We start from the raw sequence: 16483 nt of genomic DNA, 5'->3' as shown, positions 1-16483 counted from the left end.
GATTTAGTCTGACAAATAGTTCATTTTTTTCTATAAAAAAACAGCCTAGCCTAAAATTGGCTGAAGCTGCTTGTTACAAATTACATTTTTTCCTTCAATCGCTCAGGCAGATTTTGAATCGATTGCACGACTAAATCAAGCTTTGATTCAATTCGATAAAGCAAGTAGAGCGTGACGACAATCGGAAAACCAACCTCGCTGATGAGAGGGATGAGCTGTTCCATTTTAGGTTCCTCCTTTCTTGATTTTACAAAAAGACCAGCTCCATCACTGAAACTGGTCCTCACTATTAGACTAATTCAAAGTCCGTCACATTGCGTTCAATCACGCGTGCACCTTTCACAGCTACAAAATTCCCAGTAGCTGTAAAGAAAACGCCAGCCGCAAGGATTTTTTCCATCGCTTGCTTGACAGCTGCCTCGTCGATTGGTTCCTTCGGATGATCAACCGTGATTCGTGCCGTCCCACCAAGCTCGGTACTAAACTGTAATTCTAGTGTTTTTGCCATTCTGATTCACCTCCTCCTTTTTGAAAAATAAATCCTAGTCATTAAGCCGTAATATCCGAGCGATCATTACGTTCTACCGCGTGGATCGGATCAGTGGAAAGCGTACCGATTGCTTGAGCCACTTGAAAAAGTTGGTCCACGGTCGCTTCTTTTTTCACATTGTTGTACGTTTTTCCTTTGTAAATCGGCTCGCCCTTCTCGTTTAATCCTGTTTCGTACACTAAACGTAAGCTTGATTCTACTAACATTGATTGTGCCATTCTTTTTTCACCTCCTTTCACCCTCTATATATAAAGTGAAGGGGGAAAAGGACAGGGTAAGGAGGATATTTTTTGTAAAAGTCAGAATTAACCTAGTCTATCGGACAAAAATGGGCTTCTATCGGACAACTAGCCCCCTTCTATCGAATAAATTGTGGCGTCTATCGGACAAGTTCACAATTCTATCGGACTTTGTCACAATTTCAGCCAGTTGAAGCCCTATTTTTTCCAATCAATCACCAATTTCCGCATGATCCGACAAAAGTGTTATAATAGTTCGGTAAGAATATCGTGTATAAACCTAAACACATAATATCTTGCAAATATTAGTAGATAGGTGGCAAAAAAATGAATAAAGAGTACAGAGTGTTATTGTATTATCAGTATGTTTCCATTGAAAATCCTGAGGAATTTGCGAAGGAGCATTTAGCCTTTTGTAATGAACTTGGTTTGAAGGGCCGAATCCTTGTTGCGAATGAAGGAATCAATGGTACCGTTTCAGGAACGGTGGAACAAACGAATGCCTATATGGAAAAAATGAAGCAGGACCCGCGTTTTGCTGATATGGTTTATAAAATAGATGAAGCCGAAGAACATGCGTTCAAGAAGATGAAGGTTCGTCCTCGACCAGAGCTTGTAACCCTTCGACTAGAGGACGATGTTAATCCGAAAGAGCTTACGGGAACGTATCTAAGCCCGAAAGAATTTTATGAAAGATTGCAAGATGAGGACACGATTGTGTTGGATGCTCGTAATGATTATGAATATGATTTAGGACATTTCCGTGGGGCCATCAAGCCGGACATTCTTAATTTCCGTGATTTACCACAATGGGTAAGAGAAAATAAAGAAATGTTTGCAGACAAAAAGATTATCACGTATTGCACAGGTGGAATTCGCTGTGAAAAATTCTCTGGCTGGTTACTGAAAGAGGGCTTTAAAGATGTCGCTCAGCTCCATGGTGGAATTGTCACTTATGGAAAGGACCCAGAAGTTCAAGGCGAGCTTTGGGACGGACAGCTCTATGTATTTGATGAAAGAATCGGAGTTCCGGTTAATCAAAAGGAACATGTTGTCGTTGGGCGTGATTTTTACAATGGAGAGCCTTGTGAACGCTATGTAAACTGTGCCAACCCAGCATGTAATAAAAAAATTCTTTGCTCGGAAGAGAACGAACATAAATATTTGCGCAGCTGCTCCCACGAATGCCGAACGCATCCGAGAAACCGTTATATCGCGCAGCATGAGTTAACGGAGGAAGAAGTGGCGGAAAGATTACAGGCGATTGAATAGCATAAATGTTCCCACTTGGTGAGCAGAAAGAATACGAAACAGGGTCAGTCTCTTAATAAGAGACTGGCTCTTTTTTGTTAGGTAAGAAAGTAACTTTTCAGGACTTCGAAAATTGTCCAGCGTAAGAACCCATCGGCTCGAGGTCAAAAGCCAATCCGTCATTAAGGTTTAAGAACAGCCTTCATAACGGATTGGCTTTTGCTTGTCGGCGATTACGGGCGCCTTCCGCTTTTCTTATCATTTGTTTAGCCAACCATCTACATTTGTTCTTTATAAAGAAATGATTTGGATGTCCCATTTTCAGAAGAGAATTAATAATAGAAAAATAAGAAATTAGTCGTAAAAATGAATTGAAATAAAAGTTGATGGGAGAAATAAATAGATCTTTTTGATCATACATTCGGTATAAAGAACATATAAATTTTGAAATAAATAATGAGTTTGGTGATGTCTCCTAACCATTATAAAAGGAGGCACTCGGTTACGCTGTGGGTTGGAATAGACCTTAGACGCAAGTCGTCAAGAGTGTAGTGTGAGGGTGGGTTAAATGCCCATATTATTATTTTTTCTTATGGATTAATTGATTGATATTCTAAGTTTTCTTGGAGGGGAAAAGAATGCGCCCTAAATGGAAAAATATAGCGAGGTAAACAAATGATAGGGAAAAATATAGCTGAAATTAGGAAAAGAAGAGGATATAGCCTCTCGCAGCTTGCGGAACTATCAACTATTTCTAAATCTTATTTAAGTAATATCGAACGAAATATAAACAAAAACCCATCCATTCAAGTGATTGAGAAAATTGCAGCCATATTAAAGGTAGATCTTTTACTTTTATTAAAAACAGGTACCGATCTGGATAAACATCTAGATACGGAAAAGGAATGGGATGAATTTATAAAAGAATTAAAAAAAGCAGGAATCGAAAAAGAGAAAATTCAGCAATACAAAACGTTAATTGAATTTATTAAATGGCAAAACGAAAATGCAAATATAAAAAATGAAAACCATCCCTAATAAGGAGAATAAATGAATAAGTATATCGTTTTTCTTATAGCTGCCATTTGTATCTCTGTACTGTATTATGGGCATTTACATTGGATAGGTAATAGTAAAGCAGCTGCGTTAGAAGGCCGAAAAACGAAAGAAGAGTACTTGAAAAAGGAACAAGAATCTAAAGAGATTATGATAAATCGTTTGAAGCCAGAGGACAATAAGACCCAATCCATTATTGATTTTTTACATTATAGGGCACTAACAAAAGAAAAAGTAATTGTTTCGGTATTAGGGGGCAGTGCTACTGCTGGAGTGGGTGCGAGCAGTACATTCAATAGTTGGCCAGAATTGTTAAAGAAAAAACTGCAATCTGATTTTGAGGGGTTAGATAATCTGCAATTAATCAATAATGGAAATAGAGGATACTCCACAACAGATTTATTAAATGGTTTGAAAATTGAAGCAGTCATAAACGATCAGCCAGATTTAGTCATTTTTGAAAATGCGATGATTAACAACTATTTACAATCTATTAGTTTTAAACAAACAGAGAAAGATTTGAATGAGATTATGTCAAAGCTACAAAAAGGATTGCCGAATGCGAAAATAATGATAATTTCTCCAAACCCTATTGCAAATAATAATGCAAATCGATTGGGAGCGACCTATTTAGATTATATTAGCGAGTCGGAGAAAATCATTAAAAATAATCAATGGTCCTATTTTAATAGTCTAGAAGGAATGGGAAAGAAAGTAAGAACAGAAAAAATATTATTGGTCGACATCTTAGCAAATGATTATATTCATCCTAATGATAAAGGTAATTTCATATGGTTTGAAGTGTTATTAGATTTTTTAAAAGCGAATAGATAATGAATAACACCTAAATTTTATATCGGAATGACTGGGACCACAACAGGGGGTTCATATGGAGGAAATGATTGGCATTAAAGATATTTTTAGAATCCTTCTGAAACGTTGGAAATTAATCGTGATTATAACAATGATTACTTCAATGATTAGCGGTATGATTACCTATTTCGTCATAACGCCTATATATGAGGGGCGGGTACAAATATTAGTCAATCAGAAGGATTCTGCCCGATTAGATGTTACCCAATTAAGAAGCAATATCGAGTTGATAAATACGTATAGTGAAATCATAAAAACTCCAGCTATATTGGAGATTGTTAAAATGAATCTCGAACTTCCAGAAAGTGTTGGACAACTAAGTAGTAGAATCACGGTTAATATTCAACAGAATTCTCAAGTTTTTTCTTTGACAGTAAGAGATAGTAATCCAGGTAGGGCTGTAGAAATTGCCAATGCGGTATCTCAAACGTTCCAAAAAGAAATCATGGGCATTATGAATGTTGACAATGTTAGTATTCTTGCCGAAGCTGAGTTACCAGAAAATCCAACTCCAGTTAACCCTAAGCCATTGTTGAATATTGCTATTGCAGCTGTATTTGGTTTGATGGTCGGAATTGGTTTGGCATTCTTACTTGAATATCTAAATCATACGATAAAAGATAGTCATGATGCTGAAGCATATCTTGGGATAACGGTGTTAGGATCGATCAATAAGATGACGAAAAAAAAATTCAAAAACAATTCCAAAAGAAATAAAGGAGTTGAAACACTTGAAGGATAGGGAAAAGAAAGATAACAGAGCCGTCCATTTAATTGCCCATAGTTATCCAATGATGCCTATTACAGAACAGTATCGACAAATAAGGAGTAACATTTTATTTACCTCTGCGGATAAAGGTATTAAATCAATTATTATTACATCCCCTGAACCGAAAGAAGGAAAATCTACTACAGCTGCCAATCTGTCTATTGTACTGGCCCAACAAGGAAAGAGGGTATTGTTAGTAGATGCTGATTTACGGAAGCCTTCCGTTCATTTGGATTTTAAGGTTAGTAATGTGGAAGGGTTAACTAATATTTTAACATACAAAATACGCCTAGAAGAGGCTATCACGGATACGTATATACCTAATTTGCATCTATTGACGAGCGGACCATTACCACCGAATCCTTCAGAACTATTAAATTCAGAAACTATGGATATACTAATGCAGGAACTGAAAGAAAAGTATGAATTTATTATCTTCGATTCTCCACCTATTCTCGCTGTTACGGATCCACAAATTTTAGCAAACAAATGCGATGGTGTTGTAATGGTAGTGAGTAGCGGAAAGACGCGAAAAGATAAGGCGATAAAAGCAAAAGAATTACTTGAAAAAGCTAAGTCACATTTTCTTGGTGTTGTAGTGAACGGAGTTGAAGAGAAGAGTTCAGATTATTACAGCCAATATTGAGGCATCATTCATAAAAAGATTAAATCAGCAAGGGGGGGTAAAGCGATAATGAATAAAATACGTAAAGCGATTATACCAGCAGCTGGGCTAGGGACAAGATTCCTACCTCTTACAAAAGCGATGCCGAAGGAAATGCTGCCCATCGTAGATAAACCAACGATTCAATACATCGTGGAGGAGGCAGTTGCCTCAGGAATTGAGGATATTATTATCGTTACAGGTAAAGGAAAACGTTCGATTGAAGACCATTTTGATAATGCTTTCGAACTCGAAAATAGTCTAATGGAGAAAAACAAATTTGAATTATTAGAGAAAGTTCAAGCTCCTTCGAAAGTGGATATTCACTATATAAGACAGAAGGATCCAAAAGGATTAGGCCATGCTGTATGGTGTGCAAGAAAATTTGTCGGGAACGAACCTTTTGCAGTTTTACTCGGTGATGACATTGTTCAAGCTGAAACTCCTTGCATCAAACAGCTAATAGATGAGTATGGAAAAACGCTATCGTCCATCATCGGCGTACAAACTGTTTCAGAAGATGAAACACATCGCTATGGAATTGTCGACCCAGGCAAACAAATGGGCAGACGTTATGATGTTCATAACTTTGTGGAAAAACCGGTAAGGGGGACTGCCCCATCTAACTTGGCTATTATGGGACGTTATGTTTTTACTCCGGAAATATTTATGTTTTTAGAAAAACAAGAAATAGGGGCAGGTGGAGAAATTCAGCTGACGGACGCGATCCAAAGGTTAAACGCCATTCAAAGGGTATTTGCATATGATTTTGAAGGGAAAAGGTACGATGTAGGGGAAAAACTAGGTTTTATTCAAACAACGATTGAATTTGCTTTGGAGAATGCTGAGCTAAAGGATGATCTAATAAAGTATTTGAAAACCAAAATGATCCATGAAAAATCATCTATAGAGGTGAACTGATTGAAGGCGCGGGTTAATGTTGAATCGACTGAATTAAATGTTAACACCTTGGAAGTAGCTTTTAAGAATAATGACAGTCTTTTCTACCTTTTAAGTAAAAGATTGATAGATATTATTGGATCAGTCGTTGGTATTTTTCTAATAATACCCTTTATTATCATCTTCTCAGTCATTTATCACACGCGTGAAAATAAAGGTCCAATGTTCTTTAAACAGGAAAGAATGGGGAAATACGGTAAAAGGTTCATGGTTTATAAGTTTCGTTCCATGGTTGTGGATGCGGAAATAAAATTAAAAATGAATGAAGTCCTTTACCGAAAATACTTACAAAATAACTTTAAATTGGAGCAAGATGAAGATCCTAGAATCACGAAATTTGGAAGATTTATAAGGAAAACGAGTATAGATGAATTACCCCAGTTATTTAATGTTTTAAAAGGTGAAATGAGTTTGGTGGGACCAAGACCTGTTGTATTGGAAGAACTAAAAGAATACTCAAATAAAATAAGTGAATTTTTATCTGTAAAACCCGGAATAACAGGCTATTGGCAAGCAAATGGGAGAAGTGAAGTTGGTTACCCAGAGCGGGTGGAGATAGAGTTGTATTATGTTTACAACAAATCTTTATTATTGGATATTAAAATTCTATGTAAGACAGTGATACAAGTTATTAAAAGAAAAGGTGCCTACTAAATAGACCGTGAGAGCGGAATTTAATAAAGGAAAAAGCTATGAATAATTAAGGAGAAGTACATGCTCATTTATTTATTATTGCCCTTAATAATTGTCTATTGTTTTTTTCTTTCGAGAGTAACTATTTTTAGAAATAGTAATTGGGGTAGTAATGAGATGTATGTTTCAAGAAATAATATCACGATATTTTCCTGGTTTGTTATTTTATTAGGATTAGCTGCTTTTAAAGGTATAAGCGTCGGTGTAGATTATCCGATGTATTATGGTTTTTTTCTTCATAAACACTATATCGGACTCCTTGAACCAGGTGTAAGTGTCATTTATGACATAGCAGTGAGATACAATAGCTTTTATATCTTTTCAATAGGTGTTTATTTTCTATTTCTCTTCTTCATTTTCTATGGGATAAGGAAGAATAGTCCTAATTATTTAATTAGTATTTTCTTTTTTGTCATCATGCATATTTATTATAATGGTTATAATCAAATTCGCCAGCTGATATCTGTATCTATCCTCTTTTGTTTTGCGAATTATTTAATTTCGAATAAGAGAATGGATAAGATCAAGTATATATTTGTTATTTTATTAGCCCTATTATTTCATAATAGTGCTATTTTTCTTTTTACATTGTTATTTATTCCTAAGAAAAAATTAAAGCCTATCGTTGTCATTCCACTTTTTCTCATCTCTTGCGTTTTTTATTTTATTCCCTCCATTAAGAATCAAATAGGGGAGATTATGGTTTTCGTATCGGGATTCTATGGAGAGAAATATGGACAAGGTTCGTATAATTTTTTCGGAGTCAATAAGGAAAAGGGGCTACTGCAGTTTATTCCCGTTTTTATTCAAATGGTGATTGTTGTCATTTCTCTATATTTATCAAATCCTAAAGTGAATCTGGGCATAAACGATAGACTTTATCAATTTAGCGCCAATGCTGTCATTGTAAATTTATGTCTATATTCTTTAGCAGGAATAGAGGCAATTGACAGATTACAAATTTATTTTTCGTGTTTCAACATTTATTTTTATTCATATTTAGTACACCTTTTATTGAATGATAAACAGAAACTAAATGGTCAAATTTTTGTGATAATTATTATCGCATTTTGGATTTTATATTATATATTGAGGCTTATGATCAATGTTCACGGTATTGTACCGTATAGCTTTTTTTTTAGTTAATTTTTTAAGGAGATTTAGTATAAATGAATGGATTAAGCCTGATCATTCCTATCTATAATGTGGAGAAATATATTGGTGATTGTTTACAATCGGTTGTAACAAGTATGAGTGGTTTTTCTAATATTGAAATCATCCTTGTGAATGATGGGTCAACGGATCGTTCTAGCGAAATCGCACAAAAATTTGCGAATCAATATCCTCATTGTCATTATGTATCGAAAGAAAATGGTGGCTTATCAGATGCAAGGAATTATGGATTAAACTATGTTCAATATGATTATGTAACTTTTTTAGATAGTGACGACTATATAGCAGAAAATTATTTTTCTGAGGTTTTCGAGGCGTTACAAAACAAACCAGATATGATTATCTTCGATTGGATGGATGTTGGAGAAGATGATTATACCAATATTGTAAAGGGAATGGATTTTCCTGATCATTTATGGACTGTACAACCAAGTGCATGGAATAAAGTCTATAAAACTTGCTTATTTAATGAAGTGAAATTTCCTAAAGGTAAGATTTATGAGGACGTTGGTACCATTTATAAATTACTAAGGTTTGTAAACGATTATATCTATATTAATAAACCACTCTATATGTATCGAAAAAATCGGGCGGGGAGCCTTTTAACCACGATATCTCCGAAGATCAATGACATTTATGAAATGTTAGACGATACGTATACCTATTATCAGCAAAATAATGCTCTTACGAAAAGGAATGAAGAAGGGCTTTGTTATCAGTATGTGAAAATTTTGATGTGGTCGAATATGTATCGACAATTGAAATTTTTTAAATTTAATTTTATCGCCTTTTATCAAAAAATGAGAGAAACGAGAAGTTTAGTTTACAAGTATTTTTCCGATTGGAAGTTAAATCCCTTCTTATTGAATAATCAAAGCTATTTTACTAACAGATTTGGAGAGAACTATATTCGTAGAATCGATCACTTAGGTGTGGGATTTTTACCAACGATGTATACGGTAATCATACTTATTGCTAGGAATATAAGAAAAAGATGAAAGGTGAGGTTTCCTTTTGTGAACAGACAAAAAATCTTATTTATTATGCAAAGTCTTCAAGGTGGGGGGGCTGAAAGAGTAACACTTGATGTCATTAGACAACTAGACAGGAATATGTTTGAGCCATCTATCGTAGTTGTCAATTATTTTGGAGAATTAATATCTTATTTACCTGAAGATATAAGTGTAATAAAGGTGCTTTCAGAGAAGGAAAAAACGATCTTTCATGTTTTGAAAGTTATAAGAGCTGTAACAATGGCTGCTAAAAATGCGAATCTTATCATCGGTACGTTAGAGTTAACTCCTACTTATTTATCTTCTATTGCTTCAGTCCTAACCAAAAAGCCTTCAATAGGCTGGGTACACATCGATGTCCAACGATATCCGAAGACAAATACGAAAATTCATCAATTCCTTATTAACAAGCTGTACACTAAGCTAAAAATGATCATAGCAGTTTCAAACGGGGTAAAAGATTCATTTGAGAAAATGTTTCCGCAAATTAACGTACCAATTAAACGAATATACAACCCAATTAGGATAGAGGAAATAAATAGCATGCTTAGCGAAAAGAATGATTTAGATGAAATTAAGGAGCCAATTATTTTAGGCATTGGACGATTGACGGAAATGAAGGGATTTGATGATCTAATAAAAGCGCATAAATATTTATTAGATCACCATGTACAAAACAAATTGATCATTCTGGGAGAAGGTGATCAAAGAGAATACTTGGAAAAATTGATTGTAGATTTAAATGTACAAAATAGTGTTATCTTAAAGGGCTTCGTTGAAAATCCATACAAGTATATGCGTTCTGCTAATGTGTTCGTGCTAAGTTCCAAATATGAAGGTTTTTCAGTTGTTATTGCGGAAGCTTTATCAGTTGGCATTCCAGTGGTATCAACGGATTGTCCAAGTGGGCCTTCCGAAATTCTTGAAAACGGGAAGTACGGCTTGTTATCTCCTGTAAATGATTACAAGTCACTTGCAATGAATATAATTGAAACATTAAAAACAGAAGATGGAGACGTGCAAAAAAATATTCGAATGAAACGAGCACATGATTTTTCTTTTCAGAAAATTGTACCTGAGTTTGAAGCGTTATTTAGCGAAGTAAGTGGGCAAAAAATAGTAGGTGGTGAAAGAAAACTTGCCTATAAAAACAATATTAAAACGGAATAAATATATTTATTCTTTTCTTGTCGTGATCATGAATACAGTGCAATTTTTCATCTCTACTATTCAATTTCAAATTAGTAAGTTTTTAAGAGTGAGTCGAATATATCGAAGGAGCCCTTACGAAAAGTTGAAAATTCTTAAAGATAAACATAAGGGAGAAAGATGTTTTATTGTAGCTACCGGGCCAAGTTTAGTAATAGAGGATTTAGACAAATTAAGAAATGAAATGACTTTTAGTATGAATTCCATCTTTTTATCATTTAATGAAACGGATTGGAGACCAAACTATTACGGGATTCAATTTCCTGAATTCTTTCATAAATATAAAAATGAAATTGATCAATTAAATGTGGAACTAAAGCTCGTCGGGGATGTAGTATCCAAACAAGTAAAGTTATCAGACGATTATTATATTTATCCACTTCATATGCTAAACCATAATTGGACGCATAAAAAGTATCATTCCAAATTTAGTGCTGATGCTTTTGAGGTTGTCTATAGTGGATATACCATCACTTATTCTTTAATTCAATTAGCTGTCTATATGGGATTTGAAGAAATCTATTTAATCGGCGTGGATTGTAATTATGCTAGTAATAAGAACAATCATGTGAAAGATTATGGGATAGTTGATCCATTAGCTTCAGCAGCAGGTGAAAAAATGATCTGCGCCTTTAAGGAAGCAAAGAAATATGCAGATAATCATCAAATAAAAATTTATAACGCAACAAGGGGAGGGATGCTTGAGGTATTCGAGAGGGTTGATTTCGATTCACTATTTTTAAAAGACAAAGCAGTAAACATTAACTAATGCAACTAGAGAAATTCTCTGGCTGCATTTTTTTATGGGGAATTTTTAAAAGCTCAGTTATTGATTTTTAAACCGTTGATTGGAGCTGAAGTCGCTTGACTCCTGCGGGATTAGCAGGACAGGTGAGACCCCACAGGCGTTGAAGCGCCGAGGAGGTTCAAGCAGCCCGCCCCGCGGAAAGCAAGCGACTGCAGCGGAAATCAACACTCTAGTTTAACAGAGCTTTTTGTAAAAAAACTGGAAGTTTAATAGTTGGTGATTAGGAATGGAAGAAAAGAAAGTTAGTATCATCATACCTGTCTATAATAATGAAAAATTCCTAGATAAATGCCTTACTAGTGTATTAAACCAATCGTTAAATGAGATTGAAATTATTATTATAAATGATGGATCAACAGACGGAAGCTTCATGAAGCTTAAGGAATATGAAAGTGAAAATTCAAATATTATTCTTTTAAATCAACGAAACGCAGGTCAGGCTGCAGCGATCAATCGTGCTTTAGATATAGCCTGTGGAGAGTACATTGCATTTGTTGATGCAGATGATTACATTGAACACCATATGATGGAAACCTTATTTAAAGAGGCTAAAGCGGATAATCTTGATTTAGTGATTTGCAATTGGAGTAAAGTTGACACGGATGGCAAAATATTGAGTTATCATGACCATGCAAAGTATGATCAAAAACTTCTAGATCGAAATGAAGTGATTCGTGAGTTTCTAATAAATGAAAAGGAACTTGTGGAAGGCTTTTCGTGGAATAAATTAATTAAGCGAAGTTTGTTCAGTGAATATCATATTAGATATCCTAGTATTAAATATGAAGATATTCCAACCATATTTAAAGTATTAACAAAGATCAATAACTGTAAATTTATTAATAAAAATCTATATTATTATGTCCAGCATCCTGCTTCCATTACGAATACGAAAAATCCAACAAACGTTAGAGGATTTGTTGAAGCTATTGAAATGATTCATGACATACTGATAGAGGAAAATTTAACTTTGGAATTTAAAGATGACTATTATATTTACAAGAGTAATTGTTTACTGTCAGAATATATTGTCTCGATAGAGGTGGTAAAAGGGTCTGCGGAATTGGCAAAAACCTTTGAAACCATATTTCAATCTTTAAAAATAATGAGATTATTAAAATGGAATAAACCAATAAATTTAAAACTATTAATAAAAGTATTTTTATATAAAATTCGCTTATTACCACAATGTATTATGGTTTATCAAAAATTCAAGTCTATATTTAATTAATTTTGCGACAAACTTATAAAGTGGTACTAAGGAATTTTGTAAAACACAAAAAATCTTAGAGGGCTGATTAGTGAAATGAAGGATTCATTGCTAGACTTTCCGGTTATTGGTGATCAAAGGGGGTCCCTAGTAGCTCTTGAACAGTTTAAAAATATCCCTTTTGAAATTAAGCGTGTTTATTATATCTATGGTAACAAACATAAAAAGGCAAGAGGGTTTCATGCACATTACGATTTGCAACAGGTACTTATTTGTGTAAGTGGATCTTGTAAAGTAATCGTCGATAATGGAAAAGATAGAAAAGAATATAAATTGGATAAACCAAATCAAGGTTTGATTGTTGACAGATACATTTGGCGTGAAATGTATGATTTTTCTGATGATTGTGTTTTGTTTGTTTTAGCAAGTGATTATTATGATGAAAACGATTATATCAGGAATTATGAAGAGTATCTTATAGCTGTAAATAAATTAAAAAGAAGAGGGTGATATTTTGAAAGGAATTATTTTAGCTGGTGGTTCCGGGACTCGACTTTATCCACTGACAAAAGCAGTCTCTAAACAAATTTTGCCTATCTATGATAAACCAATGATTTATTATCCTTTATCCGTCTTAATGTTAGCAGGGATAAAGGACATCTTAATCATTTCTACGCCAAGAGATATTGCCCTGTTTCAAGATTTATTAGGAAATGGAAGTCACTTAGGAATTAATATTGTATATGCTGTGCAAGAGAAACCGAATGGTCTAGCTGAAGCCTTTATCATAGGTGAGGAGTTTATTGGTGATTCCCCTGTGGCTCTAGTTTTAGGAGATAATATCTTCTATGGAACCGATTTCGGACATCGAGTACAAGAAGCTGCCTCCTTAATAAAAGGGGGTATTATTTTTGGCTGCTTTGTGAATGATCCGAGAGCATATGGTGTAATTGAAGTAGATGAAAATGAGAATCCAATTTCTATTGAGGAGAAACCTGAAAATCCTAAGTCCAAATATGCTGTTCCAGGATTATATTTCTTTGATAACCAAGTCGTTCAGAGAGCTAAAGAGGTTCTACCGTCCGCAAGAGGTGAACTTGAAATTACCTCTATTATTGATCAATACCTTTCTAAAGGAGAACTAACAGTCGTATTGTTAGGTAGAGGTTTAGCCTGGCTTGATACTGGAACAAATGAGTCTCTACTGGAAGCTTCCAATTTTATTGAAGCCATCCAAAAACGACAAGGATTATATATTGCATGTATCGAAGAAATTGCGTACAGAAGGGGATATATTACAAGCGGGCAATTGATCAAGTTAGCACGTCCACTAATTAAAACAGATTATGGAAAATATTTAATGGATATCGCGGATGAAACGAGTAAGGTTGTTCCATTACAGTTTTCTTCTTGAGGTTGAAAGGGGAATAGGATGAATATTTTAGTAACAGGTGGAGCAGGGTTTATTGGCTCGTATTTTATTAAATATATGTTAGCAAAGTATGACTATACAATCATCAACCTGGATGCATTAACGTATGCCGGCAACCTAGGGAATTTACAAGAAATAGAGGATGATCCTCACTATCGATTTGTAAAAGGTGATATAGGGAATCATGACCTGCTTGATGAACTTTTCATCAAATACGAAATCGATGTTGTCATAAATTTTGCAGCGGAATCACATGTAGATCGAAGTATCGAAGCTCCGGAAATCTTCTTAAAAACCAATGTTTTAGGCACTCAAGCATTATTGGATGTCGCCAAAAAGCATTGGGTATTTAAGAATCATTGGAAAGAAGGAGTTAAATTCATTCAAATTTCAACAGATGAAGTGTATGGAACATTAGGAAAAGAGGGCTATTTTACTGAACAAACAAATTTAGCACCAAACAGCCCCTATTCAGCATCAAAAGCAGCTGCCGATTTAATGGTCAGGGCTTATCATGAAACCTATGGATTACCCATTAATATTACAAGATGTTCCAATAATTATGGACCGTATCAATTCCCAGAGAAGCTCATTCCGTTAATGATCAAAAACGCACTACAGGAAAAAACTCTTCCTGTCTACGGGGATGGGAAACAAATAAGAGATTGGCTTCATGTTCATGATCATTGCAGGGCAATTGATACCGTTCTTCATAAAGGAAGATCTGGTGAAGTATATAATATAGGTGGAAATAATGAAATGGAAAATATCGAATTAGTAAAACTAATTCTCCGTTTATTAGGCAAAAAAGAGACATTAATCCAATTTGTTCCTGACCGATTAGGTCATGACAGACGATACGCAATCGATCATTCTAAACTAACAACAGAATTAGGATGGCTACCTATTTATACCTTTGAGGAAGGGATTAAACAGACGATCAATTGGTATATAGAGAACACAACGTGGCTGGAAAGTAACAATCCTTTCAATCGATCATATGTAAAAACCCTTAAGTAAAAAGGAATAGAATATGGATAATAAAAAGCAGCTCAGTATTAATTTAATCGCAAATTTAATGTCTTTTTCGATTGGTATTGGTGTAAGTTTTATCCTTACACCTTTTTTAATTGAACATGTGGGAAAGGAAGCCTATGGTTTTTTTCCCTTGGCTAATAATTTTGTGACGTATATGAACTTAGTAGTCCTTGCCCTAAATTCAATGGCAGCTAGGTTTATTATGCTAGAAGTGATGAAAAAGGATCTTTTGCAGGCGAACATCTATTTCAATTCTGTCTTTTATTCGAATATGATCATGGTCACTTTGCTAGCGATTCCACTTTGCTTGATCATATTCTTTATCGATCGTTTTTTACATGTACCACAAAGCCTGCATAATGAAATACAAATTCTATTTAGTTTCATTTTTTTAACTTTTTTAATAACGGTTTTAGGTTCCGTCTTTCAAGTGGCCACATTAGCGATGAATCGAATCGATATACGATCTTATCAGGATATCGTTCAAAGTGGTTTAAAGGGTGGCTTGTTTCTCTTTTTATTTACTATTTTTACACCGTCAATCTATTATGTTGGAATTGTTAGTTTAAGTGTGAGTGTCATCGGAACCTTTATTTCTATTTATCTGACAAATCGTCTCCTGCCAGGGTTATCTCTATCAGTATCCTATTTTCGAATGAAAGCGGTCAAGGAACTTCTCAGTTCTGGAGTTTGGGTGTCTTTAAATCAACTAAGTGTGGTTTTACTAACCGGTCTAGATCTTCTATTAGCCAATCTATTTTTTGGTGCTGCAAAAGCAGGTGAATATTCCATTGCACAAACGGTCCCGATTTTTTTAGTTTTCCTAATTGGGATGATTGTGGGCGTATTCGTTCCACCTTTAGCTGCCCGTTATGCGGAAAATGATATTGGAGGATTAGTACGGGAGGTGCACTTTTCCTGCAAAGTGTTAAGTGTGTTAATAAGTGTTCCAATCTCTGGCTTTATCGTTTTTGGAGATGATTTTTATCGTCTGTGGGTTCCAGGAGAAGATGCCGAATATTTACATGTCCTATCGATTATTATGATGGGACCTTACTTTATCAATGGTTCTATCAATATATTGTTTAATGTGAATACGATTTTAAATAAAGTCAAGTTACCTTCTATTATGTTGTTAGTTTCTGGGGTGGTAAATGTTGGTTTAGTGTTTATTTTAATCCAATTTACCAATCTTGGCTTATTAGCCATACCTATTTCTAGTTCCATAATCAGTGTTTTACGAAATCTTATGTTCACGCCGATCTACCCAGCCAGGTGCTTGGGTATCAAGTGGAACACTTTTTATCCTTTAATCGTACGTAATTTGATCACAACAATTGTATTAGTTGCTTTATTCCATTCGATTCAACGTCTAATCCATATTAATCAATGGTCAGACTTTGCTCTAGTTGCCATAGGATGCGGCATGATTGGTTATTTTACGAGTCTCATTACTTCATTAAATAGAAAAGAATTAAAAAGGCTTAAACAACTCTTTGCTTCAAAGCTGTTGCGAAAAAAGAGGTTGCAAGAATCAAATTAATA

General features: G+C 34.6%; 19 protein-coding genes. 16 read left to right on the top strand and 3 right to left on the bottom strand.

The window, feature by feature from the left end; genetic code table 11:
• Nucleotides 1–80: 80 nt before the first annotated feature.
• The 3 genes from ACFSO7_RS02135 to ACFSO7_RS02125 all read right to left on the bottom strand — a co-directional run bounded on the left by ACFSO7_RS02135 (nt 81) and on the right by ACFSO7_RS02125 (nt 768).
• Entirely contained in the window at nt 81–224 is a 144-nt protein-coding gene (locus ACFSO7_RS02135; RefSeq protein WP_377874917.1) for a YvrJ family protein, read from the bottom strand.
• Nucleotides 225–289: 65 nt separating this feature from the next.
• Nucleotides 290–508 carry a DUF2922 domain-containing protein gene (locus ACFSO7_RS02130; protein WP_377874915.1) on the bottom strand — a complete coding sequence of 73 codons (219 nt, stop codon included), beginning with the start codon at nt 506–508 and terminating at the stop codon, nt 290–292.
• Nucleotides 509–549: 41 nt separating this feature from the next.
• On the bottom strand, nt 550–768 hold the full coding sequence (locus ACFSO7_RS02125) for a DUF1659 domain-containing protein (protein ID WP_377874913.1): 219 nt from the start codon (nt 766–768) through the stop codon (nt 550–552).
• A 348-nt stretch (nt 769–1116) separates the two neighbouring features.
• On the opposite strand from ACFSO7_RS02125, the gene trhO reads away from it, so the two are divergent.
• From trhO to ACFSO7_RS02045, 16 genes are all read left to right on the top strand, one after another.
• Nucleotides 1117–2061, top strand: coding sequence for an oxygen-dependent tRNA uridine(34) hydroxylase TrhO (gene trhO / locus ACFSO7_RS02120; RefSeq protein WP_377874911.1), 945 nt, complete (start codon nt 1117–1119; stop codon nt 2059–2061).
• Nucleotides 2062–2715: 654 nt separating this feature from the next.
• On the top strand, nt 2716–3078 hold the full coding sequence (locus tag ACFSO7_RS02115; protein WP_377874909.1) for a helix-turn-helix domain-containing protein: 363 nt from the start codon (nt 2716–2718) through the stop codon (nt 3076–3078).
• Nucleotides 3079–3090: 12 nt separating this feature from the next.
• Nucleotides 3091–3930 carry an SGNH/GDSL hydrolase family protein gene (locus tag ACFSO7_RS02110; RefSeq protein WP_377874908.1) on the top strand — a complete coding sequence of 280 codons (840 nt, stop codon included), beginning with the start codon at nt 3091–3093 and terminating at the stop codon, nt 3928–3930.
• 55 nt (nt 3931–3985) lie between these two features.
• Nucleotides 3986–4711, top strand: a complete 726-nt coding sequence (locus ACFSO7_RS02105; protein WP_377874906.1) for a YveK family protein — start codon at nt 3986–3988, stop codon at nt 4709–4711.
• Entirely contained in the window at nt 4701–5384 is a 684-nt protein-coding gene (locus tag ACFSO7_RS02100; RefSeq protein ID WP_377874904.1) for a CpsD/CapB family tyrosine-protein kinase, read from the top strand. The genes ACFSO7_RS02105 and ACFSO7_RS02100 overlap by 11 nt, the downstream gene beginning before the upstream one ends.
• Nucleotides 5385–5432: 48 nt before the next feature.
• Entirely contained in the window at nt 5433–6323 is an 891-nt protein-coding gene (galU, locus tag ACFSO7_RS02095; RefSeq protein WP_377874902.1) for a UTP--glucose-1-phosphate uridylyltransferase GalU, read from the top strand.
• Nucleotides 6324–7016 carry a sugar transferase gene (locus ACFSO7_RS02090; protein WP_377874900.1) on the top strand — a complete coding sequence of 231 codons (693 nt, stop codon included), beginning with the start codon at nt 6324–6326 and terminating at the stop codon, nt 7014–7016.
• A gap of 156 nt (nt 7017–7172) precedes the next feature.
• The gene (locus ACFSO7_RS02085; RefSeq protein WP_377874898.1) at nt 7173–8201 is read left to right on the top strand and encodes an EpsG family protein; all 1029 of its coding nucleotides are present in this window, start codon (nt 7173–7175) and stop codon (nt 8199–8201) included.
• Nucleotides 8202–8224: 23 nt separating this feature from the next.
• Nucleotides 8225–9226 carry a glycosyltransferase family 2 protein gene (locus tag ACFSO7_RS02080; RefSeq protein ID WP_377874896.1) on the top strand — a complete coding sequence of 334 codons (1002 nt, stop codon included), beginning with the start codon at nt 8225–8227 and terminating at the stop codon, nt 9224–9226.
• 18 nt (nt 9227–9244) lie between these two features.
• On the top strand, nt 9245–10411 hold the full coding sequence (locus ACFSO7_RS02075) for a glycosyltransferase (protein ID WP_377874894.1): 1167 nt from the start codon (nt 9245–9247) through the stop codon (nt 10409–10411).
• The gene (locus ACFSO7_RS02070) at nt 10380–11219 is read left to right on the top strand and encodes a 6-hydroxymethylpterin diphosphokinase MptE-like protein (protein ID WP_377874892.1); all 840 of its coding nucleotides are present in this window, start codon (nt 10380–10382) and stop codon (nt 11217–11219) included. Before ACFSO7_RS02075 ends, ACFSO7_RS02070 begins: the two co-directional genes overlap by 32 nt.
• Nucleotides 11220–11484: 265 nt before the next feature.
• Nucleotides 11485–12489, top strand: coding sequence for a glycosyltransferase (locus tag ACFSO7_RS02065; RefSeq protein ID WP_377874891.1), 1005 nt, complete (start codon nt 11485–11487; stop codon nt 12487–12489).
• A gap of 75 nt (nt 12490–12564) precedes the next feature.
• The gene (locus ACFSO7_RS02060; protein WP_377874889.1) at nt 12565–12978 is read left to right on the top strand and encodes a sugar 3,4-ketoisomerase; all 414 of its coding nucleotides are present in this window, start codon (nt 12565–12567) and stop codon (nt 12976–12978) included.
• Nucleotides 12979–12982: 4 nt separating this feature from the next.
• Nucleotides 12983–13882, top strand: a complete 900-nt coding sequence (gene rfbA / locus ACFSO7_RS02055) for a glucose-1-phosphate thymidylyltransferase RfbA (protein WP_377874887.1) — start codon at nt 12983–12985, stop codon at nt 13880–13882.
• Nucleotides 13883–13900: 18 nt separating this feature from the next.
• On the top strand, nt 13901–14920 hold the full coding sequence (gene rfbB, locus ACFSO7_RS02050) for a dTDP-glucose 4,6-dehydratase (RefSeq protein ID WP_377874886.1): 1020 nt from the start codon (nt 13901–13903) through the stop codon (nt 14918–14920).
• A 13-nt stretch (nt 14921–14933) separates the two neighbouring features.
• On the top strand, nt 14934–16481 hold the full coding sequence (locus ACFSO7_RS02045; protein ID WP_377874884.1) for a lipopolysaccharide biosynthesis protein: 1548 nt from the start codon (nt 14934–14936) through the stop codon (nt 16479–16481).
• Nucleotides 16482–16483: the final 2 nt, after the last annotated feature.

It is taken from the genome of Bacillus sp. CGMCC 1.16607, from assembly GCF_042683745.1.
Classification (GTDB): Bacteria; Bacillota; Bacilli; order Bacillales; family Cytobacillaceae; genus Pseudoneobacillus.
This window is presented reverse-complemented; position numbering and strand designations above follow the sequence as displayed.